Source organism: Paludibacterium paludis (genome assembly GCF_018802605.1).
GTDB classification, from domain to species: domain Bacteria; phylum Pseudomonadota; class Gammaproteobacteria; order Burkholderiales; family Chromobacteriaceae; genus Paludibacterium; species Paludibacterium paludis.
Genome location: NZ_CP069161.1, coordinates 3,196,620 through 3,219,935, shown reverse-complemented (window position 1 = coordinate 3,219,935; position 23,316 = coordinate 3,196,620). Strand labels below are relative to the sequence as shown.

Annotated in this window: 29 protein-coding genes and 2 tRNA genes; 7 read left to right on the top strand and 24 right to left on the bottom strand. The window is 60.3% G+C overall.

Going from position 1 to position 23,316, the window contains the following annotated elements:
* The 6 genes from JNO50_RS14775 to lysC are packed head-to-tail and all read right to left on the bottom strand — an operon-like array spanning position 1 to position 2,688.
* Positions 1-438 carry a phage virion morphogenesis protein gene (locus tag JNO50_RS14775; RefSeq protein ID WP_189530341.1) on the bottom strand — a complete coding sequence of 146 codons (438 nt, stop codon included), beginning with the start codon at positions 436-438 and terminating at the stop codon, positions 1-3.
* Positions 439-873 carry a phage tail protein gene (locus tag JNO50_RS14770; RefSeq protein WP_189530343.1) on the bottom strand — a complete coding sequence of 145 codons (435 nt, stop codon included), beginning with the start codon at positions 871-873 and terminating at the stop codon, positions 439-441.
* A complete protein-coding gene (locus JNO50_RS14765; RefSeq protein ID WP_189530345.1) occupies positions 873-1,073 on the bottom strand; it encodes a hypothetical protein in 201 nt (66 codons plus the stop codon). Before JNO50_RS14765 ends, JNO50_RS14770 begins: the two co-directional genes overlap by 1 nt.
* Before the next feature lies 1 nt (position 1,074).
* On the bottom strand, positions 1,075-2,217 hold the full coding sequence (locus tag JNO50_RS14760) for a hypothetical protein (RefSeq protein WP_189530347.1): 1,143 nt from the start codon (positions 2,215-2,217) through the stop codon (positions 1,075-1,077).
* Positions 2,218-2,227: 10 nt separating this feature from the next.
* Positions 2,228-2,425, bottom strand: a complete 198-nt coding sequence (locus tag JNO50_RS14755) for a TraR/DksA family transcriptional regulator (RefSeq protein ID WP_189530349.1) — start codon at positions 2,423-2,425, stop codon at positions 2,228-2,230.
* Complete coding sequence (lysC, locus tag JNO50_RS19305; protein WP_215796392.1) at positions 2,422-2,688, bottom strand: Rz1-like lysis system protein LysC; 267 nt, start codon at positions 2,686-2,688, stop codon at positions 2,422-2,424. Before lysC ends, JNO50_RS14755 begins: the two co-directional genes overlap by 4 nt.
* Before the next feature lie 88 nt (positions 2,689-2,776).
* On the opposite strand from lysC, the gene JNO50_RS19300 reads away from it, so the two are divergent.
* Positions 2,777-3,028: a hypothetical protein gene (locus JNO50_RS19300; RefSeq protein ID WP_215796391.1), complete on the top strand. Its 252-nt coding sequence runs from the start codon at positions 2,777-2,779 to the stop codon at positions 3,026-3,028.
* Here JNO50_RS19300 and JNO50_RS14740 read toward each other — a convergent pair.
* From JNO50_RS14740 to JNO50_RS14705, 8 genes are all read right to left on the bottom strand, one after another.
* The gene (locus JNO50_RS14740; protein WP_189530353.1) at positions 2,992-3,786 is read right to left on the bottom strand and encodes an N-acetylmuramidase domain-containing protein; all 795 of its coding nucleotides are present in this window, start codon (positions 3,784-3,786) and stop codon (positions 2,992-2,994) included. The two genes, JNO50_RS19300 and JNO50_RS14740, sit on opposite strands and share 37 nt — an antisense overlap.
* Complete coding sequence (locus JNO50_RS14735; RefSeq protein WP_189530355.1) at positions 3,777-4,097, bottom strand: phage holin family protein; 321 nt, start codon at positions 4,095-4,097, stop codon at positions 3,777-3,779. Before JNO50_RS14735 ends, JNO50_RS14740 begins: the two co-directional genes overlap by 10 nt.
* Positions 4,094-4,453, bottom strand: coding sequence for a putative holin (locus JNO50_RS14730; protein ID WP_189530358.1), 360 nt, complete (start codon positions 4,451-4,453; stop codon positions 4,094-4,096). Before JNO50_RS14730 ends, JNO50_RS14735 begins: the two co-directional genes overlap by 4 nt.
* A gap of 3 nt (positions 4,454-4,456) precedes the next feature.
* A complete protein-coding gene (locus JNO50_RS14725) occupies positions 4,457-4,669 on the bottom strand; it encodes a tail protein X (protein ID WP_189530360.1) in 213 nt (70 codons plus the stop codon).
* 1 nt (position 4,670) lies between these two features.
* Positions 4,671-5,144: a head completion/stabilization protein gene (locus JNO50_RS14720; RefSeq protein WP_215796390.1), complete on the bottom strand. Its 474-nt coding sequence runs from the start codon at positions 5,142-5,144 to the stop codon at positions 4,671-4,673.
* A gap of 87 nt (positions 5,145-5,231) precedes the next feature.
* On the bottom strand, positions 5,232-5,906 hold the full coding sequence (locus JNO50_RS14715; protein WP_189530361.1) for a phage terminase small subunit: 675 nt from the start codon (positions 5,904-5,906) through the stop codon (positions 5,232-5,234).
* 1 nt (position 5,907) lies between these two features.
* Positions 5,908-6,936, bottom strand: a complete 1,029-nt coding sequence (locus tag JNO50_RS14710; RefSeq protein WP_189530363.1) for a phage major capsid protein, P2 family — start codon at positions 6,934-6,936, stop codon at positions 5,908-5,910.
* A 27-nt stretch (positions 6,937-6,963) separates the two neighbouring features.
* Positions 6,964-7,923, bottom strand: a complete 960-nt coding sequence (locus JNO50_RS14705) for a GPO family capsid scaffolding protein (protein ID WP_229804417.1) — start codon at positions 7,921-7,923, stop codon at positions 6,964-6,966.
* Here JNO50_RS14705 and JNO50_RS14700 point away from each other — a divergent pair.
* Together JNO50_RS14700 and JNO50_RS14695 are read left to right on the top strand one after the other, a co-directional pair.
* A complete protein-coding gene (locus tag JNO50_RS14700; RefSeq protein WP_189530365.1) occupies positions 7,922-9,691 on the top strand; it encodes a terminase ATPase subunit family protein in 1,770 nt (589 codons plus the stop codon). The genes JNO50_RS14705 and JNO50_RS14700 overlap by 2 nt on opposite strands.
* Positions 9,688-10,704: a phage portal protein gene (locus tag JNO50_RS14695; protein ID WP_189530368.1), complete on the top strand. Its 1,017-nt coding sequence runs from the start codon at positions 9,688-9,690 to the stop codon at positions 10,702-10,704. Before JNO50_RS14700 ends, JNO50_RS14695 begins: the two co-directional genes overlap by 4 nt.
* A gap of 1,025 nt (positions 10,705-11,729) precedes the next feature.
* Here the strand turns inward: JNO50_RS14695 and JNO50_RS14690 are convergent.
* From JNO50_RS14690 to apbC, 10 genes are all read right to left on the bottom strand, one after another.
* Positions 11,730-12,341 carry an antA/AntB antirepressor family protein gene (locus JNO50_RS14690; RefSeq protein WP_189530370.1) on the bottom strand — a complete coding sequence of 204 codons (612 nt, stop codon included), beginning with the start codon at positions 12,339-12,341 and terminating at the stop codon, positions 11,730-11,732.
* Positions 12,338-12,586: a hypothetical protein gene (locus tag JNO50_RS14685; protein WP_189530372.1), complete on the bottom strand. Its 249-nt coding sequence runs from the start codon at positions 12,584-12,586 to the stop codon at positions 12,338-12,340. Before JNO50_RS14685 ends, JNO50_RS14690 begins: the two co-directional genes overlap by 4 nt.
* Positions 12,576-12,923: a hypothetical protein gene (locus JNO50_RS14680; protein WP_189530374.1), complete on the bottom strand. Its 348-nt coding sequence runs from the start codon at positions 12,921-12,923 to the stop codon at positions 12,576-12,578. Before JNO50_RS14680 ends, JNO50_RS14685 begins: the two co-directional genes overlap by 11 nt.
* Positions 12,920-13,567 (bottom strand): AAA family ATPase, encoded by a 648-nt coding sequence (locus JNO50_RS14675; RefSeq protein ID WP_189530376.1) that lies wholly within the window; start codon positions 13,565-13,567, stop codon positions 12,920-12,922. The genes JNO50_RS14680 and JNO50_RS14675 overlap by 4 nt, the downstream gene beginning before the upstream one ends.
* 86 nt (positions 13,568-13,653) lie before the next feature.
* A complete protein-coding gene (locus tag JNO50_RS14670; protein WP_189530378.1) occupies positions 13,654-13,971 on the bottom strand; it encodes a hypothetical protein in 318 nt (105 codons plus the stop codon).
* A gap of 2 nt (positions 13,972-13,973) precedes the next feature.
* Positions 13,974-14,156, bottom strand: coding sequence for a hypothetical protein (locus JNO50_RS14665; protein ID WP_189530380.1), 183 nt, complete (start codon positions 14,154-14,156; stop codon positions 13,974-13,976).
* Positions 14,157-14,636: 480 nt separating this feature from the next.
* Positions 14,637-14,726, bottom strand: a tRNA-Ser gene (locus JNO50_RS14660).
* Positions 14,727-14,860: 134 nt separating this feature from the next.
* Positions 14,861-16,090, bottom strand: a complete 1,230-nt coding sequence (locus JNO50_RS14655; RefSeq protein ID WP_189530383.1) for a dicarboxylate/amino acid:cation symporter — start codon at positions 16,088-16,090, stop codon at positions 14,861-14,863.
* A 344-nt stretch (positions 16,091-16,434) separates the two neighbouring features.
* Entirely contained in the window at positions 16,435-17,214 is a 780-nt protein-coding gene (gene murI / locus JNO50_RS14650) for a glutamate racemase (protein ID WP_189530385.1), read from the bottom strand.
* Between the two features lie 4 nt (positions 17,215-17,218).
* Entirely contained in the window at positions 17,219-18,310 is a 1,092-nt protein-coding gene (gene apbC / locus JNO50_RS14645; RefSeq protein ID WP_189530869.1) for an iron-sulfur cluster carrier protein ApbC, read from the bottom strand.
* 344 nt (positions 18,311-18,654) lie between these two features.
* Here apbC and JNO50_RS14640 point away from each other — a divergent pair, with 344 nt between their 5' ends.
* The 4 genes from JNO50_RS14640 (at position 18,655) to JNO50_RS14625 (ending at position 23,275) form a co-directional block, all read left to right on the top strand.
* On the top strand, positions 18,655-19,896 hold the full coding sequence (locus JNO50_RS14640) for an MFS transporter (RefSeq protein WP_189530387.1): 1,242 nt from the start codon (positions 18,655-18,657) through the stop codon (positions 19,894-19,896).
* Between the two features lie 49 nt (positions 19,897-19,945).
* Complete coding sequence (gene metG / locus JNO50_RS14635) at positions 19,946-22,003, top strand: methionine--tRNA ligase (protein WP_189530396.1); 2,058 nt, start codon at positions 19,946-19,948, stop codon at positions 22,001-22,003.
* 344 nt (positions 22,004-22,347) lie between these two features.
* On the top strand, positions 22,348-22,533 hold the full coding sequence (locus JNO50_RS14630) for a hypothetical protein (protein WP_189530398.1): 186 nt from the start codon (positions 22,348-22,350) through the stop codon (positions 22,531-22,533).
* A gap of 665 nt (positions 22,534-23,198) precedes the next feature.
* A tRNA-Met gene (locus JNO50_RS14625) sits at positions 23,199-23,275 on the top strand.
* Positions 23,276-23,316 lie beyond the last annotated feature (41 nt).

Here is a 23,316-nt window from a genome sequence, read left to right as displayed (position 1 = left end):
TCATTTGGTGATGAAATTTAAAAGCCTATCGGAAACCATCGCCACCGACTCGTCAGCGAAGCCCAGCAACTGGCGACGCGGGTACTGATAGGTCGGGCCGTCAGGACGCACCCTGTCACGCAGGCCTTCCTGGTGAACGCGGGCGATGCGCTCGACACGGGCAACGAAGCCAACCACGGCTTTGTTCGGGGTCGCGTCGGTCTTCAAATACTTGGCGGTGCGCAGTTTGGCAAACATGCTGCGGCGAATCCGCCCTTTCTGACTGCGCAGTTGGGGTTTGCGCGGATCCATCGGGCTGCCGTCCGGGTTCTCCTGCGCAGCGATCCGCTTTACAGTCTCGCGGCGCAGAGCTGTCGCGATTTCCCGTGCGAGTTTGCGGCGCTGTGGTGGAGACAGTTTCATCAGCAGCCCGGACAGTTCGTCTTCGTAACGAGTCATCTACGCCACCTGTACCGCACCGATCGGCAAGGTGGTGGCCAATTGCGGCTCCGGCAAGTGGGTCGCCGTCGCGGTTCCATTCTGGACGTCGACTTTGACGCACTCGGACAGCTCCACTTTCAGATGCAGATCGATGGTTTCGTGGTTGAGGATTTCCGCCTCGAACTGAATCGCCTTGGCACTGTTCTCGCCCGACTGCAGCACGGAGGGCTGGTTCACCCTGAGCCATTGCAGAATGGGGATCATCACCGTGTCGGGATGCTCGGCGAAATCCATCAGGACAATCGACACGGTATAGCGGTATTCGAAACTCGGTTTGCCCATGCCGGCGGCGATTTTCCCGGATTCGATGAACATCAGCATGCGATCCGGGTTCCCCCGCAATGATGGCAGCGCCGCTTCGAGGGCCGCGCGCAAACTGGCCGGCTTCTGCATTACACACTCTCCTTGTACACCCAGCACGCCGCCTTGGTGTCGCGGCAAATGCACTTCCCTGGCAGGGCCGGAGGCGGTGGATCGAAGGTAATGCGGTCAGGCAGCCCAGCCGGTTCCGCTTCACCCTGCCAGACGCCGCGCTGTTCAAACGGGGCCGTGGCATCCCATCCCCAGGCGGTCCATGGTTTCAGGTCGGCCATATCAGACTCCATGCAGTTCAATGATGGCGCCGGCCGCGATGGCGGTCGCGTCGGTTTTTGCCGCGGCGGCAGTAACGGAATACGCGAGGCCGCTCGGCAACCGCAGCCCAACGGCCGGCAGCAGGGCCGATAAATTCACTTGCTGATTGGCCGGTACCCGCACGGTCAGGACCGGGGTGTCGGTTGCCGGCACCGGGATGGATGTCTTGTTGTAGAGCTTCAACCAGATATCCGCCGCGCTCGGGTTATAGATCATCCCGCCGCCGAGATTGACCGGCGAGCTGCGCACCAGTGTGGAATTGGTGCTGGCGGCGAGAGTAGATTGGTGCAACGGCGTGTATGAGCCGATGTCGGAGCGCTGGGCCGGGTAGCTCGCACACACGAGTGTCGAGATCGGGTAAACCGGAATGGACTCCGCCGGCGTGACGCCGCCGGTGTTGGTCATGTCCACCGGCAGTTCATTGATGTCGTTCACCAGCACGCTGTGAACCATGAGGGTTGTCGAGCTGGCGACGGCCGCGGTGTTCAGAATGCGCAGGCGGACGGAGAGATCGGCTTCGGGGTCCGGCAGGAACATAGTGCGCAGTGACAACGATGCGCGCACGGCGCCGGAGTTGGTATCCCGCGCGTAGAAGCGGATTTCGTCGTGGAAGACCAGAATTTCGTAGGCCTTGAACGCGGCGACGCGGTCCACGTAGTTCACGTTGGCTGAGTTTTCCGGAGCGCCATTACCGGCCGGATCAAAGGTCTGAACGCGGCATTGGCTGGCGGAAAGGCCTCCCGGGAAAGCGATGGCGGCCGCGACATTGCCGCCGGCGTCGACCAGTTCAATGGCGGCGTCGGTGCCGGCCGGATTGATCTGGCTGAATTTCGCGATGACGGCGACGCGCAGCGGCGACTTGCCGGATACGGTGCCAAGCGTGGCGGAGGCTGCCGCCCCGGCGGCGGTGCCGCTGGACAGCTGCATGGCGCTACCCGATAGCGCAGCGGTCGCGCCACCCTGCTGAGACAGGGTCCATTCGGCGAGGTTGACAGCGGGATCGGAAAACGCCACGCGTTTCACGCAGCGCACCCCGGAGAACAGGCGGTTTCCTTCGGCATCGGTGTCCCTGGCGCGCGGGTCAGGGTAGCGGTCTCGCAACATGGTGTCCCCTCTATTCGGCAATGGTCTGGCAATCGAAACAGCGCGAGCAACCCGGCACGGCGACGCGGCGGGCCTCCGGAATCGCTTCGCCGCAATCCTTGCAATGACTCAGGCTGATACCTCGATGGCTGCGCGCGGCCTGCGCTGCCAGGGCGGCGTCACGCTGGCGCTGCTCGAGTTCCTGGGCGCGGTCAAAAATATCGGTCATGGTGTGGTCGTCTGTTGGCAAATAGCGATGCGGTCTACCTCGGCGGCGCAGGCCTCAAGGGCGGCGCGGGTCGTCTGGAGTCCCGAGGCCAGTTCGCGGTTCAATGTCGGACGTAGCGGCGGCAGGACGCAGCGCTTCACCGGCTGACATGAGCGGATCAGCAACGGACGCGGTGCCGGCAGTGTCGGCGTGGTACTCGAGCAGCCTGGCAACAACGTCAGGAAGACGCACAGCGCCCCAAGCACGGGCAGGTTCGGATTCATTGAGGAGTCTCCCCAGCGCCTCGGCGCGGTTGAGGGTGTCACGGTTGATGGCATCAAGGCGTTCGATGTAGGCGGAAAAATCGGCAGCTTGTTTGCTGTTTTCAGCCGTCAGCGCGGCGATCTGGACATCACGCTGAGCGATATCCGCCGCGGCGAGGCGGATCCGTTCATCGTTATGCGTGGCGATGGTGTTGGCTACCGTCAACTTGTCCTCGAGGCGCGTGACCTGGGCATGCTTCACCCAAACAACGACGCCCAGCACGACGGCAGGCAGCAGGAGCAGAAGAGGGCGCAGGTCGATGTTCATGCGGCGAGCCTTTCCGCCGTGGCGAACGCCTGAGCCAGCTTGGCGTCGTAGAGGTTTTCCTTGTAGGCCGGGCCATTGTAGAGCCGGGCGAACTCTGCCCATCGCTTGCTTTTCAACGCCTTGACCAGCGCCGGTTCCAGCTCCAGAAAGCGCACGAAGGCATCAAGCTGTGCCGGCTCGCCGCTTGCCATCGCCCACTGAAATTCATCCACGGAGGGGTAATCCAGCGGATCCCAGTGGTATCCCATGATCTGGAACAGTCCCCAGCTGCAGGATTCGATGGCGATGGCCTGGCTGGTGACGCTGCGCAGATTGTCGAAACGCGCCCACTCGGCCTGACCGCCGGCATATCCGCCCCGGGTCCGGTTGACCAGATTGGGGAAACGGGCGGCCAGCAGGTCGGTGTCGAAACCGGCGGCGCCAGCGCGTTGGAAGGCCACATGGCGCTCCAGTAGAATCACCGGGCTGCCGCTGTCCAAGAAACCGGAGCCGCGCGATTCGACGGCGTTAACGGCCTTGATGGCGGCCAGTTCCACGCCAAGGCGGTCTGCCGCGGCCTGCAGATGTTTTTCTTGCAGCCGTCGAGAGTCGCGGTCGCCGCGCAGGACCTCGATGGTTTTCTGGCCGGCCATGCCGTCGACAACCAGGCCGGCACGGCGCTGCACCATCGCCACCGCGGCCTCTGTCGCCTCGCCAAACCATCCGTCCACCGCCAGTTTGGCACCATGCGTGTTGAGTTTGACCTGCAGCTCCTGGACGGCGCTGCCGTGATCTCCCTTTTTCAGAACCATGATTTTCTCCTCAGGATGCGCATCCACCGCGATTCGGCGAACGCGTCGCTGCAACGGAACAGGTCGACGACATTGCCGCGAACCGAAAAAACAGCGAGGCACAGCACGGCGTTGAGGATCAGCTGCGCCACGCTGACGGGATGGGGAAGCCCGAATAACGCGCGCAGCGGGATCACGCCGGCGGCGACGATCAGCAGGTAGGCGATGGCGCTGGCCAGCGGACGGTGATCCGCCCCGCGGCGGCGGTACAGGATCAGACGTGCGCAGATCGCGCCGCAGATCAGGGCATCGAGCATGAGAACCGTGTTCACTTGTCGCCTCCGGAAAAATTGAGGGTGTCGGCGCGATTGATCAGCGCCAGCAGGACCTTGATGGCCATGGCCGAGGCGACCAGCGCGCCGACACTGGCCGGCACGTCGACGCGCTCGGGCAGCAGGGTGTCGAGCAGCACCGCCACCGGTTTGGCGGCCAGGATGCCGGCGAAGAAAGCCAGCGCGAGGAAGGCCAGTTTTCGCAGGGTGCTCATGTCCTGGCTGGACATCACGAAGACGGCCGCGCCAGCGAACGCCCCGAGGACCTGCGCGGCATCGACGCCGGGGAAAAGGGCGACGATACTGGCGCCGGTCAGCGCGATCGAAGCGGCGGAAGTGGTGGTCGGTTCAGCCATGATTCAGTCCCATAGATTGATGAGCTGCTGCTCCTGAGCAGCTTCGGTAGTAGAAATTTCCGGCAGGTAAACCATCATGCCGATCGGCAGGACGGCGCCCAGCTCGGCGAGTCCTGGATTGGCCAGGTACACCGCCTCGGTGACGCCGGCGGTCATGCCGTAATGCCGAGCGCACAGCTGGTCGACGGTATCGCCCTGCAGCGCCATGACTTTCATGTCAGATCAGTTCCACGGTGGTGCGTGGGACGCCCTGAATCGCGGTGATGGCCCAGTGCGCATCGCGGCGCAAGTCATCGACCGTGGTATCGAGATCCGCCGCCTTTTTGTCGCCAGCACCGGTGCTGTCGAAACTCCGGTAGCGTTCGGTGAGGTTGGCGGCCGCCAGGCACAGCACGGCTCGGTACCACCGATTGACCAGCACGGACTGGCCGTCGACTTCGTCAGCCGTGATGGCCATGAGCGACGCGACACCGCCTGCCTGACGCTGGCGACGGAACTCGGCAAGCTGGCTGTTCACCGAGGCGATTGCTTCGATCAACGCCGCGCGCAGACGCTCGTCGGTCACCGTTCCGTCCAGGCGCATCTGAGACCGGGCGATGGCGGGGTCGAGCTCCGGCCAGAACGACCCAGATCGGATCGGCGTTGGGGTGGGTGTGCCGGCGGAGGGGTTGGCGGTTGGGATCAGCATCATGATTCCTCAATGGGGGCGGTGGAGGGGGCTTTGATCAGGCAGTGCTGTCGCCGCCCCCTGCCGCCCTGGTGCGCGGGGTACGCTCGGTTAGCTGCCGGACTGTCCGGCGGCGCTGTTCTTGATAGCCTTTTCGATGCGCTCGATGTCTTTCACCACACCAACCTTTTCATGCAGTGCCTTGGCGCGGGTCAGGTGCGACAGTGCCGTGTCAAGATTGGTCGGCTCGAGCAGCAGGCCGAGTTCCTTGTGCAATTTGGCGCGCACCTGGTCGTGCATGTCTTCCGCGGTCGTGAGCTCTGCCGCCCGCTGCAGCGTGGCGACATCGAATGGCTGCTTGCCATCTCGTGCGCGTTTCGCGGCATCGGCCAGCTCTTCCGCCACGGTGGTCGCGGTGGTGCGCTGATAGCGGTCCGGCATGGTCAGCGCGTAGGGGATGGCGTACTCGGCGATGTCGAGTGCGCCGGCGTAATCGCCGGCATCGATGCGCCAGAGCATCACGGTCATCAGCACGTCGTCCTGGGCGCCCTGGCCAGCGGTCAGCGCGCCTTCAACCCATGGCGCATAGTCGGGCAGCAGTTGGCGCTTGAGTTCGGCCTTGGCTTCCATCGACTGGATAGTTTTGAGACGGCGGCGGTCTTCGGCGAGCTTGATCAGCATCAGCTCGTACTGAGAGCAGCCTTCCAGCGTCTGGCCAGAAACTGCCGAGGCGGAGGCCTCGGCAGCGGCAACGCGCTGGAAATGTGCGCGTGCGGGGCTAGTCATCTCAGGCCACCACCAGTTCGATGTTTTCGATCAGGCAACCGGCTTCGTAGCACTCGACCACGTAGGCGTCGTTCGACGACTCGTAGTTCGCTACCTGGTTGTAATCGGGCTCTTCACGGATGTGGCGGCGACGAGCGCCTTCCTGGAAGTAGATCGACAGGTTGGACAGCGTGGAGATCAGCATCTTGCCGGCCGGGAAGAACGGCACACGCACTGCGGGCAGGTTGCCGATGCGTTTTTGGCTGATGACGATGTCGGCGGCGAGTTGCTCCGTCGGCACGTTGTCCTTGTTCAGGATCGGGAAGTACTTGTCCGCCAGCAGATCGCGCCCAACGATGACCACCAGATCGGGATGCTCCTGGAACACCTCGTGAATCAGGTTGCTGGTTGCATCGAATACCAGCGCGTCCAGGTTCTTGTACCCGTCAGCCGGTACGACAGAAGCGCCCACTTTGACCTTGCCGGATCCGGGTTTGACTTCTTTCATCACCCTGGCCGGCGCGTTATCGCGGTACTGCTGCAGCCAGCCTTTGTTGACATCCTGCAGCAGCGGGTTGACGGTGCGGTCGGTGGTTTCCGCGACGGTGATGCCGTTGAAGCCGATCATGATGCGATCGAGCGCTTGCTGCTTGATGATCACGTCGCGCAGCTTGATCTGGAAGTCGGAGAATTTCGCCCACATGTCGAGTTGGGCATACGGCAGCGCCGTGTCGAAATCCGTTTTTTCGCACCGGTACTTGCCGGACGTGAAGTCCGCCATGGAGCGGGGGCGGCGGGGATTGCCGGGCGTGGTTTTGGTCCGACCGGCGATGGTGCCGATGACACCCAGGCCGAGTTTCTCACCCTCTTGATCGACAACGGGAACCATGTTGATCTTGGAGAGGAACTCGCTCGATTGCTGGATGCGGGTTTCCAGCTTTTGCTGAATCGACGGACTGACAGTGAACGACTTTTCTGCCGAGGGAACGGCATTCAGTTTGGCAATGGCGGCTACGAAGGCTTCGTAGTAGGGACGGGTTTCGTTGCGCATCGGTATCTCTTTCTTGGGTGGTTGCGATCAGCAGTCGGTTTCGAGGCTGGAGCCGTTGCCGCCGGCGGTCAGCGTGCGCGTCTCGGTTGCGGGTTGCTCGCTGAGCCGCTTGACCAGGCCGTGATGGTCATCGCTGAGTTTGGTCAGCTGCGCTTGTAGCGGCGCGATATCCGGCGAAGGTTTGATCTGGCTGAATTTTTCGAGCAGCTCGCGCTGACTGTCGGCGATGATTTCGATAGCCGTCTGGATTTCGGAGAAATTGCTATCGCTGGTTTTTTTGAATCCGCTGATCAGTCCCTTGATCTTGTTGCTGAATCCTTCCAGCAGGCTGTCTGCCGGGGTGTCGATCTCGAGGGTGAACTCGATGGCCTCGGAGATCAGATTCTCCGGTGCGATCTTACGTGCCGCGAGGGGGTTCGATTTTGCGGTCGACGCGAAGGTCAGCATTTCGGTACCGAGGCTGGCCGGGTCATCGGTGACGGCGAGCCCTACCAGGTAGGCCTCTCCGGTATCCGCGAACTTCGGGTTCACTTCGATCGAGGTGTAGACTTTCTGACGCGATTTGGTCATCGCGATCAGTTCTTCGGTCGGATCGATCACGGCATACAGGCGCAACTTGCCGTCATCGCCATCTTTGGTAGATAGCGACAAAACATCGCCATAGCGTTTGAACGGACTGTCGGGGGTGTAGCCTTTGATGTGCTCCAGGTTGACGCGTGCGCCATAGACCTTCGGGTCGTAGTTTGCGGCCATCTGGGTGATCCAGCTGCGCTCAATGATGCGGCCGTCCGTCGTGGCGCCCTCGGTTGCCACGCAAAACGCTTTCGATTTGCCAGCCATGTTGTCCTCTGCGGTTCGTTTGATCGGCGTGATGCGCCCATCCTGAAACCGGGGAGGCCTTCTCTCAACACGTCGGCGTTGTGTCGGAACGGGCGACAACTGGAATGCGTCCGTGCGTGGCAAGCGGCGGGGCAGACTGGCGGGCATGAGCGATCTATCCCCACTCCCCACCCATGACGCCGATCCGCGACGTCATGCCCGTTCCCTGTATTGGCAGGGTTGGCGTATCGCGCGTATCGCCGAGCAGCTTGGTGTAAAACCGGCCACTATCCACAGCTGGAAGCGCCGCGATGCCTGGGACGAGTCGGACCCGGCGGAGCGCATCGCATCGACGATCGAATCCCGGCTGCAGCAATTGATCCTGAAGGAAGACAAGGAGGGGAAAGACTTCAAGGAAATCGACTTGCTCGGACGGCAAGTCGAGCGCATGGCCCGGGTCGACCGATACCAGAAAACCGGGCGAGAGACCGACCTCAACCCGAATATCGAACGGCGCAACGCGGCGCCGAAGCGTCAGCCGGAAAAGAATGCCATCAGCGAGGAGCAGCAGCAGAAGCTGGAGGAGGCATTCCTCGACCGGATGTTCGGCTACCAGAAACACTGGTACCGGGCCGGCCTCGAGGAACGGATCCGCAATATCCTGAAGTCACGGCAGATCGGTGCTACCTACTACTTCGCTCACGAGGCGTTCATCGATGCGCTGAAGACCGGGCGCAATCAGATATTCCTGTCTGCCTCGAAGGCGCAGGCATTCCAGTTCCGCAGCTACATCATCGACTTCGCCAAAGAAGTGGCGGATGTCGAGCTGAAGGGCGAGGTGATCAAACTGCCGAATGCCGCCGAACTGATGTTCCTCGGCACCAACTCCCGTACCGCCCAGGGGCGCCACGGCAACCTATACCTTGACGAGTATTTCTGGATCCCACGCTACCGCGAGTTGAAGAAGCTGGCTGGCGGCATGGCGTCGCAAAAGCAGTACCGTCAGACCCACTTCTCGACGCCCTCCGCCATGAGCCATGAGGCATACCGGGTATGGACCGGGGAGGCCTTCAACGATGGCCGGCCGCGGTCGGATCATATCCGACTGGATGTCAGCCATGCCGCGCTCGAAGCCGGCCTGCGCTGCCCAGACGGGCAGTGGCGCCAAATCGTGACGATCCTGGACGCAATGAAGGGCGGGTGCGATCTTTTCGACCTCGAGCGCCTCAAGCTGGAAAACACGCCGCAGGAATTCGCTCAGCTGTTCATGTGCCAGTTTATCGATGACGGGGAATCGGTTTTCGGTTTTGCGCTGATGCAGCGCGGCATGGTCGACAGTTGGGAGGTATGGGAAGACTGGAAGCCGTTCACGCTGAGGCCGTTTGCCAACCGGCCGGTATGGCTCGGCTACGATCCGTCGAACACCGGTGACAAGGCGGCACTTGTCGTGCTGGCTCCACCACTGGTGCCGGGCGGCAAGTTCCGGATTCTGGAGCGCCATCAGTTCCAGGGCGCCGATTATGAAGCCCAGGCAAAGTTCATCCGTGATACCTGCGATCGTTTCAATGTGACCTACATCGGCATGGACGTGAGCGGGCTCGGGTCAGCCGTCTACCAACTGGTGCAAAAGTTCCGCCCCGATACGGTGGCGTTCAGCTACAACGTCGAGCTGAAAACCAAGATGGTGCTCAAGGCGCTGAACGTGTTGGGCAATGGCCGTCTTGAGTATGACGCCGGTCACACCGATATCGCAGCCAGTTTCATGTCGATCAAGAAAACCCTCACCCCATCCCAGCGCCAAGCAACGTACCAGGCCGGCCGCTCTGAGCAGACGAGCCATGCCGACATCGCGTGGGCAACGATGCACGCCCTCTATAACGAACCGCTCGAAGGGCAGACCGCCTCGAACTCGAGCATGATGGAGATCTACTCATGAGCACCACCACTCAGGAAAAGCCAGCCGTCGCTGCTGGTATTGAAGCCTTTACCTTTGGCGAGCCGGTGCCGGTACTCGACAGGCGGGAAATCCTCGATTACGCGGAGTGCCTGACGATGGGCCGCTGGTATAACCCGCCGATCAGTTGGGAGGGGCTGGCGCGCAGCTGGCGGGCCTCTCCCCACCATTCAAGTGCCATTGCGGTGAAGCGCAACGTTCTGGTCTCGACATTCAAGCCGCACCCGTGGCTGACGCGCTCGGCATTCTCGCAGATGGCACTGGACTATCTGATTTTCGGGAATCTGTACGGCGAGAAGATCAAGAATCGCCTGGGAACGGTACTGCGGGTGAATCCGACGCCGGCGAAGTTCACCCGGCGCGGCGTTGACGATCATGCCGCATACTGGTGGGTGCCGGGTACCAGCCTGGAACGGGAACTCGGGGAGGTGTTCCACCTGCTCGAGCACGACATCAACCAGGAGATATACGGTCTGCCGGAATACCTGGCCGCGCTCAATTCGGCATGGCTCAACGAGTCGGCGACTCTGTTCCGGCGAAAATATTACCTGAATGGCTCCCACGCCGGCTTCATCCTGTACATGACGGACCCGGCCCAGCAGCAGGACGATGTTGATGCGCTGCGCAAGGCGCTGAAGGACAGCAAGGGGCCGGGCAACTTCCGCAACCTGTTCATGTATTCGCCGAACGGCAAAAAGGACGGCATACAGATCATCCCGATCAGCGAAGTGGCGGCAAAGGACGAGTTCTTCAACATCAAGAATGTGACCCGTGACGACGTACTGGCCGCGCATCGGGTGCCGCCACAACTGATGGGTATCATCCCGAGCAACACTGGAGGATTCGGGGATGCGGCAAAAGCGGCCGAGGTTTTCTTCCACAACGAGATCAAACCGCTGCAAGCGCGCTTCCAGGAACTCAACGAGTGGATCGGCGAGGAAGTGGTGGCGTTCGATCCGTATTCCCTGGCGATACCCTCCGTGAACGATGCGTGACGTGTGCCGCCGAAAGGCGGCTCCTTCACTTATTCAGGAAGAGTATGCGCGCCTGCAAACGACACCGCTCCATCCGCCCCCCATTCTTTTGCCCCTGCGCCATATAACGCTTCGCAGATATCCTCGCAAGCCTGAAACGCGGTCGTCTCGCTGAACTGAACACATCCAAGCGCCCCGAGTAGGGCGCTGGCCTCAAGCTCAGATAGTGTGAGGGTGTATGCCTTGGCTGCATTTGCGATTGCCATGATGTTTCTGTTCCACTTCGATGGTAATGATCTGTCCATTCTACGTGGTGCCGTTTGGTGGGCGCTAGGCTTTCAGCCCGTCGCCTCGGTGCCACCATCCTATGCCCGACCCGACCCGACCCGACCCGACCCGACCCGACCCGACCCGACCCGACCCGACCCGACCCGACCTCCTACCCCTGCCAGACCCCAGCGCGCGCGCTCGTGACCCCGCCACGCCCGCGCGCTAAATGTGTGGCTTACGCTGCAGGCGCATGACTGCTGAAAAGCCCACCAGTGCTGGCGGTGTCGGCGGGTGATGGCAAGCTCAAAGGCTTGCGGATTCATGCACCCAAGTGCATGCGCGCGCTTTCCAAGCTGGGTAGGGCCATCCTGAAATGGTAACCAGCAGTAAATACGGCACGCTGTGATATTTAAGCTGTTGATATTGAATGGAAAAAAATGTTACCGGAACAGGTAATTAGAGGTAACACAAAAGGTAACATGCATGTAAGTCATTGATTTGTATAGGTGTGAAAATGAGTGAATGTTACTTCTACAAAGGTAACATGATTACCTCAAAGTTACCCAGATGTTACTTTTTTCAAAACCGCTGGAATCCTTGTCTGGCATAGGTTTTAGCCTGATTGTTCGTTCCAAGTTACCGATGTTACTATTTTTTCTACCCCAGCCATGACTTTGAAAAACAGCCGTCCTACACGCGTAAGGGCGCGCATGCGTGAGGTATCTTTCGTGCATGAAAAAAGCCCCGATCGCTCGGGGCTTTATGTGTCGCTAAGCTCAGACGTCCAGGTGTTTCGCTTGCCCAGCCTTTGTGGGCAGCTCAGGTGCTGGTTGGCCTATCGTGTCGAGCACATAGCAGAGTATCGAGTAGATGACACGCCGCTCGTTTTCTCCCTCTGCGTTGTCAAGTTTCTTAGCTAGATCAATGGCTTGATTGCGCATGCTGACCATGGTGCGCAGGCTTGGCGTATCCTTCAGCTTCGCTTTTACCTGCTCCACCGACAGTGTGCGATTGGCCCTGGTTTCAAGCAGCTCGCGGGCTTTTTGTTCCATCTCGATGAAGTATCGGCGTACTTTGCGGCCAACCTCTGTGCGCTCAACCATGGCCAGCTCCATCGCCATGCGCAGGGTCAGCTGATAGTCCATGCTTCGTCGGTCACCGCCATGACGTCGTTCTTGATTACTCAAATTTGAGTAATCAAGATTGCCGCCTCCGTTACTTCCGGACAAATTTGTCCAGAAGTCCGTCCCTTCTTCAAAGCCATACTCTTCAATTCGGCGTTCTATCCAATCGTTGAACCGAGTCTGGACTTCTAGTTTTGCGTGAAGGGTTCGGGCATCAACTAGGTCACCCTCGGGGCGCTTAATGGTTTGGATCAGCATGCTCATACCGGCTCCTTCAGTCCGAATGTGCTCAGGGGTGGCGTTTCAATACCAAGGTGTTTGTTGCACAGACCAAGCAGGCAATGCAGGTTGAAGCGGACACCATAGTTCGTTTCAACCTGCAGCAGCATGGTGTATTGGTTGGCCTTTTCCCGCATCGCCTTGTCCCACTCCAGCTTTCTGGATCTTGCCCGTCGCAGGCTGGACCGCTTCGACTTTCGCGGGTTGATAGATTCATGTCTATTCGCCATTGCTTCCGCTCCCCCTGATCTTCTTCGCCAGCTCGTTGATCTGCGGCAGGATGATCGACTCCAGCATCTTCTGCCGGCTCTTGGCCGTGCAGTGCTTGAACACAAAGTCCAGCTCGGCCAGCACCGCCGGCGTGCAGCGGAACAGCACGCTGTCGGTCAGCTTGCCGCCTTGCTCCTGCTCCGGCAGCGAGACATAGCCGTAACTTGGCTCCTCCTGTCCCGTGCCGGCAGGCGTCGGGACGTCGACCTGGTCGCTGCTGTTGCCAACAAACTTGGCCAGCTGTGCCGGGTCTACTTCCGGCCGTGCCAGCGCCTTGCGAAACTTGTTGTCGCTCATGTCAGGGTTCTCCACACTTCGTCTACCAGCAACTGCACTTCGGCGCGCGCCTTGCTGTTGTTCATTTCCGTTACACCCAGCCCCTCAAGCAGGGCATCGCGGTATATCTTGCGGTCACGAATTACCGTGTCCAGGACGTTTACCCCATCGCAATCGCCCAGGAATGCCCGGGCTTCCTGCGTCTCGCGGCCGGTGATGTTGGTGGAGCCCCGGCTCACAAAGCCCTGCACCTGCAGGGTCGTATTCATTGCCTTGGCCAGCTCGATCACCTTGGCCATGCGATCCATCGTTTCCAGATCGGCGATGCTGGCCTGCAATGGCATCAGCAGGACGTCGGCGGCCACCATGGCCGATCGAAGTTCTTTGCTATCGCGGCCACCTGCATCGGCAATCACCACGTCGTAGCGGTTGGCCAGGTCGCGCAGTGTGGCGAAGACTTCGCCCGTTTTTTGCACGCAGTTCACCACTGGCAGATCCTGCCCGCGGCTGTTGCGTCTTGCTACCCAGTTGCTGGCCGAGCCCTGCGGGTCGGCGTCCAGCAGCATCACATCCAACCCCCGCTGCGCCAGCACTACAGCCATGTTCGTTGCCATGGTCGACTTGCCGCAACCGCCTTTTTCAACACCCATGAGAATAATAGACATCAGATTTATCCTTCGATAGCAAGTGATATCAAAAGTAATGATATCACTATGTATATGTTGTGGTGCCATATCGGCACCGGATTTCATCAGATCAATACGCCGAGCCGTTCGGTTTGCTGGTGAAGGCTGCCATGCAGAGGTTCCAGCAGGTGCTTGAGGCTGGCGGCGTGCAACGGCTTGTCCTCGGCGGACTGCAAAAGGCCAAGCAGCAGCGCAATGGCTTCATCGATGCCGGCAACTTCGGATACCACATCGCGCAGCGTCGAGAGATTGGATGCGACGGCCTGCAGCTCGTCCAGCATCTCATCAAACCCTGCGGCCCTCAGAACATCGCTATCCAAGCCGCGCAGCCGCTCCATGCGTGTCTGGACGTTCAGCAAGTGGCAAAGGTTGGGGGTGGCCATGATCACAGTCCTCCAACGCGAACTACGGCAAATCCGGCCTCGGCTGGCACCACCGTGACGCGGCTGCCTGTTTGGGCGAGATAGCTGCGAGCGAAGCCGATGGCCTCAATTTCAAGCGGGAAATGTGCGATAGGGCAGGCGACTGCCGGGAAGATGTGCGCCAGCGCGCGGAGAACTTTAGCCATGATGGGCTCCAACGGATTTGAGAGAAAAAACCACCAAAATAGGGTGGGGGTGCTCTCAGCGGCCGTTGACCGCCCGGGGCCTTGCGGATACCCGACACCCCCCTTGATCAATGCTGCACGCGCACAGACGTTCGTGTGCCAAGAAAGAGGGCGTAAAAATACCGCGATACAGTCGCGGGTTGCTGCAACGGCTTTTGAGAGATTCCAGCGTAATGCCTTCGCCTCCCATCGTCAAGCAGAATGCATCGTGGGTGGGGGTGCTCCTACGGCCTCAGACCGCCGGGGCGTTACCGCTACCCGACACCCCCAGTGATGGAACTGCCATCGAGCCAAGAGCCCTTGATTTGCCGTTGTTCACGCGGTTTCGGCTGAAAAAATATTAGAACAGAGTCCGGAATATTAGAATAGCGGAAAGCAATATAATCGTCCCGCCCGAAAAAACCAAAAGCCCCGCAAAGGCTTGCAGGGCTTGGGTTTGGCTGGCGGAGAGGGGGGGATTCGAACCCCCGTGTGGATTGCTCCACCCACTGATTTCGAGTCAGGGCCGTTTAGCCTCTCCGGCACCTCTCCGCGATCAGAGAAGCGCATTGTAAATAGGGTCGTTTGGCTTGTCAACACTGACCTTGCTTTACTTTACGGTTTCCATAAAACAAAAACGCCACGGCATGCCGTGGCGCGAAAAGTGTGTGTCAGCCCTGCGTGCGTCAATGCTTGAGCTCGCCTTCCCACTTGGCGACAACGGCGGTGGCGATGGAGTTGCCGACCACGTTGGTGGCCGAGCGGGCCATGTCGAGGAAGTGATCCACGCCGAGAAGCAACAGCAGACCGGCTTCCGGGATGTTGAACTGCGCGAGGGTGGCGGCGATCACCACCAGCGAGGCGCGCGGCACGCCGGCCATGCCCTTGGAGGTCAGCATCAGAATCAGCAGCATGGAGATTTCCTGGCTGAGCGTTAGCTGGATGCCATAGGCCTGCGCGATGAAAATCGTCGCGAAGGTGCAGTACATCATGGAGCCGTCCAGATTGAACGAGTAGCCCATCGGCAGCACGAAGCTGGCGATCTTGTTGGAGCAGCCGAAGCGTTCCAGCTGTTCCAGGGTTTTCGGGTAGGCGGCTTCCGAGCTGGCGGTGGTGAACGCCAGAAGCGACGGTTCGCGCACCGAGCGCATCAGGGTGATGACGCGGCGGCCGAGGAACAGGCTGCCCATCAGCATCAGGCATCCCCACAGGATGGCGATGGACAGGTAGAACTCGCCCATGAAGGTACCGTAGCTGGCGAGGATGCCAAGGCCCTGCTTGGCCACCACGGCGGAGATGGCCGCGAACACCGCGATCGGCGCGAGGCTCATCACGTAGCCGGTGACTTTCAGCATCACGTGGCCGACGACATCCATCATGTCGACCAGCAGCTTGGCGCGCGGGCCGAGCGCGGCGGCGGCGCTGCCGAAGAATACCGAGAACACCACGATCTGCAGGATTTCGTTCTTGGCCATGGCTTCGAACACGCTTTTCGGGAAAGCGTGGGTGATGAATTCCTTGAAGGTCAGATTGGTCGTTTCGATGCCGGTTGCCGCGTGGATATCGGGCAGGGGCAGGGACAGGCCGATGCCCGGCTTGAGCAGGTTGACCATCACCAGGCCGAGCAGCAGGGAAATCAGCGAGGCGGTGATGAACCACAGCATGGTCTTGCCGCCGACGCGGCCGACCGACTTGCCATCGCCCATTTTGGCGATACCGGCAACCAGCGTGGCGAAAACCAGCGGCGCGATGATCATCTTGATCAGTCGCAGGAAGATGTCGGTCAGAATGCTGATGTTGTCGGCAAAGGATTTGACGGCATCGGGAGACGTGTTCAGCGAGCGAACGGCATAGCCGGTCAGGATGCCCAGAACCATGGCGATCAGGATCCAGGTCGTCAGTTTTGATGACTTCATAAGGTGTTCCAGAATTGTCGAGAGAGCGTTTGATTCCTCATTGCCGCTCCATTGCACATTCGAAACGGATCGTTATCCATTTCGATCATTTCTGAAATGAGGTGAATGGCGTCAGCAACGGCGTTGTCTGCCGATGATTTTGTCATATGTCGTTGTTATTCTTGTTTGTTTTATCGGCAAAGTCCGACGTGGCAATAGGAAGGCCCTGCCAGCGGCCGGACATGGACGGCATTATAATGAACCGGGACGGTACTGTCCTCTTCTGATTGCGAACTTTTTTGTTTCAAAAGCGAACATGCCCGCCGGACGCCGGGGCGCGGCGGCGGCAGGCATGGCATGACTGGTCAGGGCAGGGGGCGGCTTTCGACGGCGTACCGGTGACCGATCAGCGCCGGTAAAACGGCGGCCATCGGATGCGGATCGCCGCTTGTCGTCAGAAAGCGGTAAGGCGCGCCAGCCGTGGCGGATGGAGTCTTTCCATTGATCAGGGTCACTACGCGGCGGGCGATGGCCTCGGCCGGATCGTCGAGCACGATGCCGTCGCCGGCCATTTCCCGGATCAGGGGAGCCAGAAATGGGTAGTGGGTGCAGCCGAGCACGATGTGGTCGACATTCTCGCTCAAGAGCGGCGTGACCACTTCGCTGATCAGCCGTCGCGTATCCGGACTGGTCAGATCGCCGGCCTCGACTTTTTCCACCCAGCCGACGCCCGGTCTGGGCAGCACGTCCACATCCCCCGCATGACGCCGAACCAGAGACTCGAAGCGCCGGCTCTTGAGCATGGCCTCGGTCGCCAGCACGCTGATACGCCCGCTGCGGCTCGCCGCCGCCGCGGGCTTGATGGCCGGCTCCACGCCGACCACCGGAATGGACAGCGCGGCCCGGACATGATCGACACCGGCGCTGGTCGCCGTGTTGCAGGCGATGACGATCAGGCTGGCACCCTGATCGGCGAGGTAGCGGCAGATGGCGAGCGTGCGCGCGGCGATTTCGACCTGGGAGCGCGGACCGTAGGGACAGTAGGCCTGATCGGCCAGATAGGTGACGGGCCAGTCGGGCAGGGCACGGGTCACGGCTTGCCAGATGGACAGGCCGCCCAGCCCCGAATCAAACATTCCGATCATGATGCTAGTTGTTCTGGATAACGATTTTGGGGAATTTCCCCGAGAAGTCCTGGGCTTTTTCTCCGACCCTGACCGCGACCTTGCGGGCAATGGCCTTGTAGATGGACGCGATGCGTCCTTCCGGATCGGCGGCAACCGTCGGGATGCCCTCGTCGGCGGCAAGGCGGATGCCGATATCCAGCGGCAGGGAGCCCAGTACGTCGACATGGTAGTCCGCAGCCATGCGCGCCGCGCCGCCCTCGCCGAAAATGTGTTCCTCGTGGCCGCACGAGGAGCAGATATGAATGGCCATGTTCTCGATGAGGCCGAGAATCGGCACACCGACCTTCTCGAACATCTTCAGGCCCTTGCGGGCGTCGAGCAGGGCGATGTCCTGCGGCGTGGTGACGATCAGAGCGCCTGTCACCGGGACTTTTTGCGCCAGGGTCAGCTGGATGTCTCCGGTGCCCGGGGGAAGGTCGATGATCAGGTAGTCGAGATTGTCCCACTGCGTGTCGTTGAGCAGCTGCTGCAGCGCCTGGCTGACCATCGGACCGCGCCATACCATGGCCTGGTCGGTGTCGACCAGGTAGCCGATCGACATCGTCTGGATGCCGTGATTGATGACGGGCAGCATGGACTTTCCATCGGTCACCGTTGGGCGCCGGCCTTGCAGGCCCATCATCAAGGGTTGCGACGGACCGTAAATGTCGGCATCCAGGATGCCGACCCGGGCCCCTTCGCCGGCGAGCGCCAGGGCGAGGTTGGCCGCAGTGGTCGACTTGCCGACGCCGCCCTTGCCCGATGCCACGGCGATGATGTTCTTGACGCCGGGCAGCAGGGGAACTCCGCGTTGCACGGCATGCGAGGTGATCTGGCTGGATACCGTGATGTCGATGCGCCGTCCCTGAGCGACATCCGCCAGTGCATGGCCGAAGGTGTCGACGATATCGGCGAACCGGCTGCGCGCCGGGTAGGAAAGAACAACATCGAGCGACAGGACGGTGTCGGTGGCGCGGATGTTGCGCACCGCGCGCGCCGATACATAGGTTTTGCCGGTATCGGGGTCGATCAGGGAAGCGAGGGCTTCCGTCACAAGGGCTTCGATCTGGGCCATGGTCTCGGACGATTGGGAAGAGGGTTTGCCTGCAAACAGTTCGGTGAGTCGGGAAAACATGCTGTACGCCGCCGGTTCGGGAATAGCCGACAATTTTACTCCGTTTTCCGGTGCCGGGCATCCGCCGCGCACCGGACAATCATAGCCCACCCGGTGCCGGCGCTGCAGTGGCGAGTCGTTTTTACATAAAGACAACTGGTGCTCCGGTCGCTTTTCCGATATAATTCAGCGACTTGAATTCTTATGTCATGGCGATTGGCTTGCGGCTCGCCATGGCACGGGAGGCCGGCATCCGGGACATGGATACCGGCCTCCTTTGTTCTTTAAACCAGAAAAGGCACCCGATGCAAAAGCTCTCCCGATTGACTCCGTCGACACTGCTGTTTCCGATGGCGCTCGTCCTGTTCGAATTCGCCGTCTATATCGCCAATGACATGATCCAGCCCGGCATGCTGGCCGTGACGCGCGAATTCGGCGCCGACGCGTCCTGGGTGCCGTCCGCGATGACCGCCTTCTTGCTGGGCGGCGCGGTGCTGTCCTGGCTTGTCGGTCCGGTTTCCGACCGGGTCGGCCGTCGTCCCGTGATGCTCGGCGGGGTGGTGTTTTTCATCGCCGCGTGCCTCGCGACCTTCCTGTGCCGTTCCATCGAAAGCTTTACCCTGCTGCGCGTATTGCAAGGCATGGGCCTGTGCTTCATTTCCGCCGTGGGTTATGCCACGATCCAGGAAGCCTATGAAGAAAAAGCCGCGGTCAAGGTCACGGCGCTGATGGCCAACGTCGCGCTGATCGCGCCGCTGGTGGGGCCGGTCGCCGGCGCCGCGATGATCGAAGTGCTCCCCTGGCGCGCCTCGTTCGTTTTCATCGCCGTTTTGTCGGCTATCGCCTTTGCCGGGCTGGTGTCCAGCATGCCCGAGACGGTCGCGCCGGATCGCGCCCGCGAACCGCTGGGCAAGATGTTGACCGATTATGTTCAAGTGTTCAGCAACCGTCGTTTCGTGGCCTCCGCGCTGTGTATCCCGTTGCTGGCCCTGCCGATGCTCGGCTGGATCGCCCTGTCGCCGCTGATGCTGGTGGAGAACGCCGGCCTGACGACCCTGCAGTACGGCCTGTGCCAGATCCCGGTGTTCGGCTCCCTCATCCTCGGCAACCTGCTGCTGGTCCGGGTGGCGGATCGCTGGCCGCTCGGTCATTCCGTGAAAGTCGGCTCTGTGCCGGTGATCGGCGGCATGCTGCTGATGTCGGCCGGAACCCTGCTCACGAATCACGACGCGGTATTCCTGGTGACCGGCATGTGCCTGATGGCTTTGGGCGAAGGACTCGCGTTCGCCGTTCTCTACCGCTTCGCCCTGATGGCTTCCCCAGTCGCCAAGGGCACCGTTTCGGCGGCGATGACCATCATTTCCATGGTGGCCTACGCTGCGGGCATCGAGGCGCTCAAGCATGCCTGGCTGGCCGCCGGCGTGGCCGGCTTCGCGGTGCTGGCGCTGGTGATTTCCGTGGTGTTCCGCCTCGTTTCGCGGCCGCTCGTCAAGGTCGCCATGGCGGAGCGCGAAACCGGCGGGAATGTGGCTGCCGACGCGGCCTGATAGGCTGTTATACTTACCGGTCAAGAGATACGGATCAAGGAACCCCTAGATGACTACGCAACGAAAGATTCTGGTTACAAGCGCATTGCCCTACGCAAACGGTGCCATTCACCTTGGCCACATGCTGGAGCAGATCCAGACCGACATATGGGTGCGTTTCCAGAAGATGCGTGGGCATCAGTGCTATTACGTCTGTGCCGACGATACCCACGGCGCGCCGGTGATGCTGGCCGCCGAGAAGCAGGGAGTGACCCCCGAGGCGCTGGTCGAGTCGGTGCGCGAGATGCACATGGCCGACTCCCGCGGCTTCCTGATCGGCCACGACAACTACTACAGCACCAACAGCCCGGAGAACAAGCAGCTCGCCGAGCAGGTGTATCGCGCGCTGAAGGCCGACGGCAAGATCGCCTCCCGCACCATCGAGCAGCTTTTCGATCCGGAAAAGCAGATGTTCCTGCCCGACCGTTTCGTGAAAGGCGAGTGTCCGAAATGTTCGGCCAAGGACCAGTATGGCGACAACTGTGAAGTCTGCGGCGCGACCTACAATCCGACCGAGCTGAAAAACCCCTACTCAGCGGTGTCGGGCGCCAAACCGGTGCTCAAGACGTCCGAGCATTATTTTTTCCGGCTGGGCGAGTGCGCCGACTTCCTCAAGGACTGGACGTCCGGTTCCACGGCGCGCCAGGACGGCGTGGTTCAGCCGCACTTGCAGCCCGAGTCGCTCAACAAGATGAACGAGTGGATCGAGGGCGGTCTGCAGGACTGGGACATCTCCCGCGATGCACCGTACTTCGGTTTTGAAATTCCCGACGCGCCGGGCAAGTATTTCTATGTCTGGCTGGATGCGCCGATCGGCTACATGGCCAGCTTCAAGAACCTGTGCGACCGGGACGGATTGGATTTCGACGCCTGGTTCGCGCGCGGCTCCGACACCGAGATGTACCACTTCATCGGCAAGGACATTCTCTATTTCCACGCGCTGTTCTGGCCGGCGATGCTCAACTTCTCGGGGCTGCGCGCGCCGACCGGCGTGTTCGCTCACGGTTTCCTGACCGTCGATGGTCAGAAAATGTCCAAGTCGCGCGGCACGTTCATTACCGCCAAGAGTTATCTTGATTGCGGGCTGGACCCGGAATGGATGCGTTATTACATCGCCGCCAAACTCAACGGCCGCATCGAGGACATCGACCTGAACCTGAACGACTTCGTCGCCCGCGTCAACTCCGATCTGGTCGGCAAGTTCGTCAATATCGCCAGCCGTTCCGCCGGTTTCATCACCAAGCGCTTCGGCGGCGAACTGGCCGCCAGCGTGTCCGACCTCGACATCCTCAAGCGATTGCAGGACGCGGCGCCGGAGCTGGCCGAGGCCTACGAGTCGCGCGAGTACGCCCGCGCCTTGCGCGACATCATGGCGCTCGCGGATCTGGTCAACGCCTATGTCGATGCCAACAAGCCCTGGGAGCTTGCGCGCCAGGAAGGCATGGAAGCGCGCCTGCAAGAAGTTTCCACGGTGCTGCTCAACGCATTCCGCTTGCTGACCCTGTATCTGAAGCCCGTGTTGCCCAGGCTCGCGGAAGGCGTGGAAGCCTTCCTCGGCATCGATCCGCTGGCCTGGAGCGATGCGCAAACGCTGTTGTTGGGCAAACGCATCAACGCCTATCAGCACCTGATGCAGCGCATCGATCCGGTCCTGATCGACAAGCTCATCGAGGCGAACAAGCAAAGTATCCAGGCGGCTGCCGAGCCGTCGGCGAGCCATGAACCGCTTGCGGAAACCATTACGATCGATGACTTCGCCAAGATCGACTTGCGGGTAGGCAAGGTGCTGGCCTGCGACTTCATCGAGGGGTCCGACAAGCTGCTGCAATTCACCGTGGATCTGGGCTTCGAAACGCGCACGATCTTCTCCGGGATCCGCAAGGCGTACGCCGATCCGGCGGCATTGGTCGGCCGCAACGTGATCGTGGTCGCCAACCTGGCGCCGCGCAAGATGCGTTTCGGCGTCTCCTCGGGCATGATTGTCTGCGCCTCGGGCCAGGATGACAGCCAGGGATTGTTCCTGCTGGATACCGACGAAGGCGCTCTGCCAGGCATGCGCATCGGCTGACCTCACGATGCCGTCACAACGCGAACCCCGGTCTGTGCCGGGGTTTTTTTTGCCCGTTGCAGGGGGGGGGCTCGCTTGATATTAATCACAATTGGATGATTGTCAAACAATAATCTCTTGCAATACGCGTAAGTATTCTGCTATACCTATCTGGTATCTCCATGTGTAAGAAAACCGCATACCCTGTTTTCTTCACCAAAGCTTCACATGGCCTTGCTAGAGTGGCGTGGCCAGCCATGAGGCACTCTGCGGGAACCATTCCAAATCCCATGCAGTCTTATCCGCGGGTAGAGATACCGCACATTGCAACGCTTGTTTTGTTATCGATAATAAAAAGGATAATCATGCAAATCAGTCAACTGAAACCCGGCGATTCCGTTATCGAACACCGCGACTGCGGTCTGGTCATCAATTACGAAGTGGTCGACATCAAGCCTGTCGGCAAGATGTTCGAGGTGACGTTCCGTTCCGACGAGGGTGTCAGCAGCGCCCTGTATCCGGCCAGCGCTTTCGTACACGCCGCCGCGTAATTCCCTCTCGCTTCTTTTCCGTCAACCATGGTCTGCTCCGGCAGGCCATTTGCTTTTTCGCGGGCAAAAAAAGAGGGCCGCGAAGGCGGCCCAAGCTTGCTAATGAGAGATAAGGAAACGACAGGAAAAACTGGCAGTTGCACAATCAATGCCAATGCGCGGCTTGCCTTGCGGCTTCGGGATTGTCCAGATCCCGACTCGCCCCGCACGCCATCACTTTATCCTGAAAGCATTGCAATAGTGTTTCTTTGTGCCGGTCAACTGTTAATAATTGTCTAAGTGTAACGATTGCGAAATGGCTGGGTGTCGAAGCGGCGCATTGCGGCCGAGCGCGGCCGGAAAAAAAACGGGCCGCTAAGGCGGCCCGACAAGCTTGCTAATGAGAGATAAGGAAACGACAGGAAAACTAGCAGTTGCATCGCAACGAAACGGTTCGTGAAAACCGGGGCTGTCCAGGCCCGCTATTTCGTTACGTTTTTACTTTAGAACAGATTATTTTCCAGTCTATGTAGTTTGCTTAGGTACATGTTAATAAGTATGTGCGGGTATTTTGTATTCTTTATGATGTCATAAGTATATTTTACGGTTTTGTTGACACGGCTTCCGGTTTTCTTTATCATGCACTTCTCACTTGGACGCAAGTTCAAGTGGCGAAAGATTTCTGACGCGGGGTGGAGCAGTCTGGTAGCTCGTCGGGCTCATAACCCGAAGGTCGTAGGTTCAAATCCTGCCCCCGCAACCAAATGCGAAACCCTTGTCCGGCATGCCCGACAAGGGTTTTTG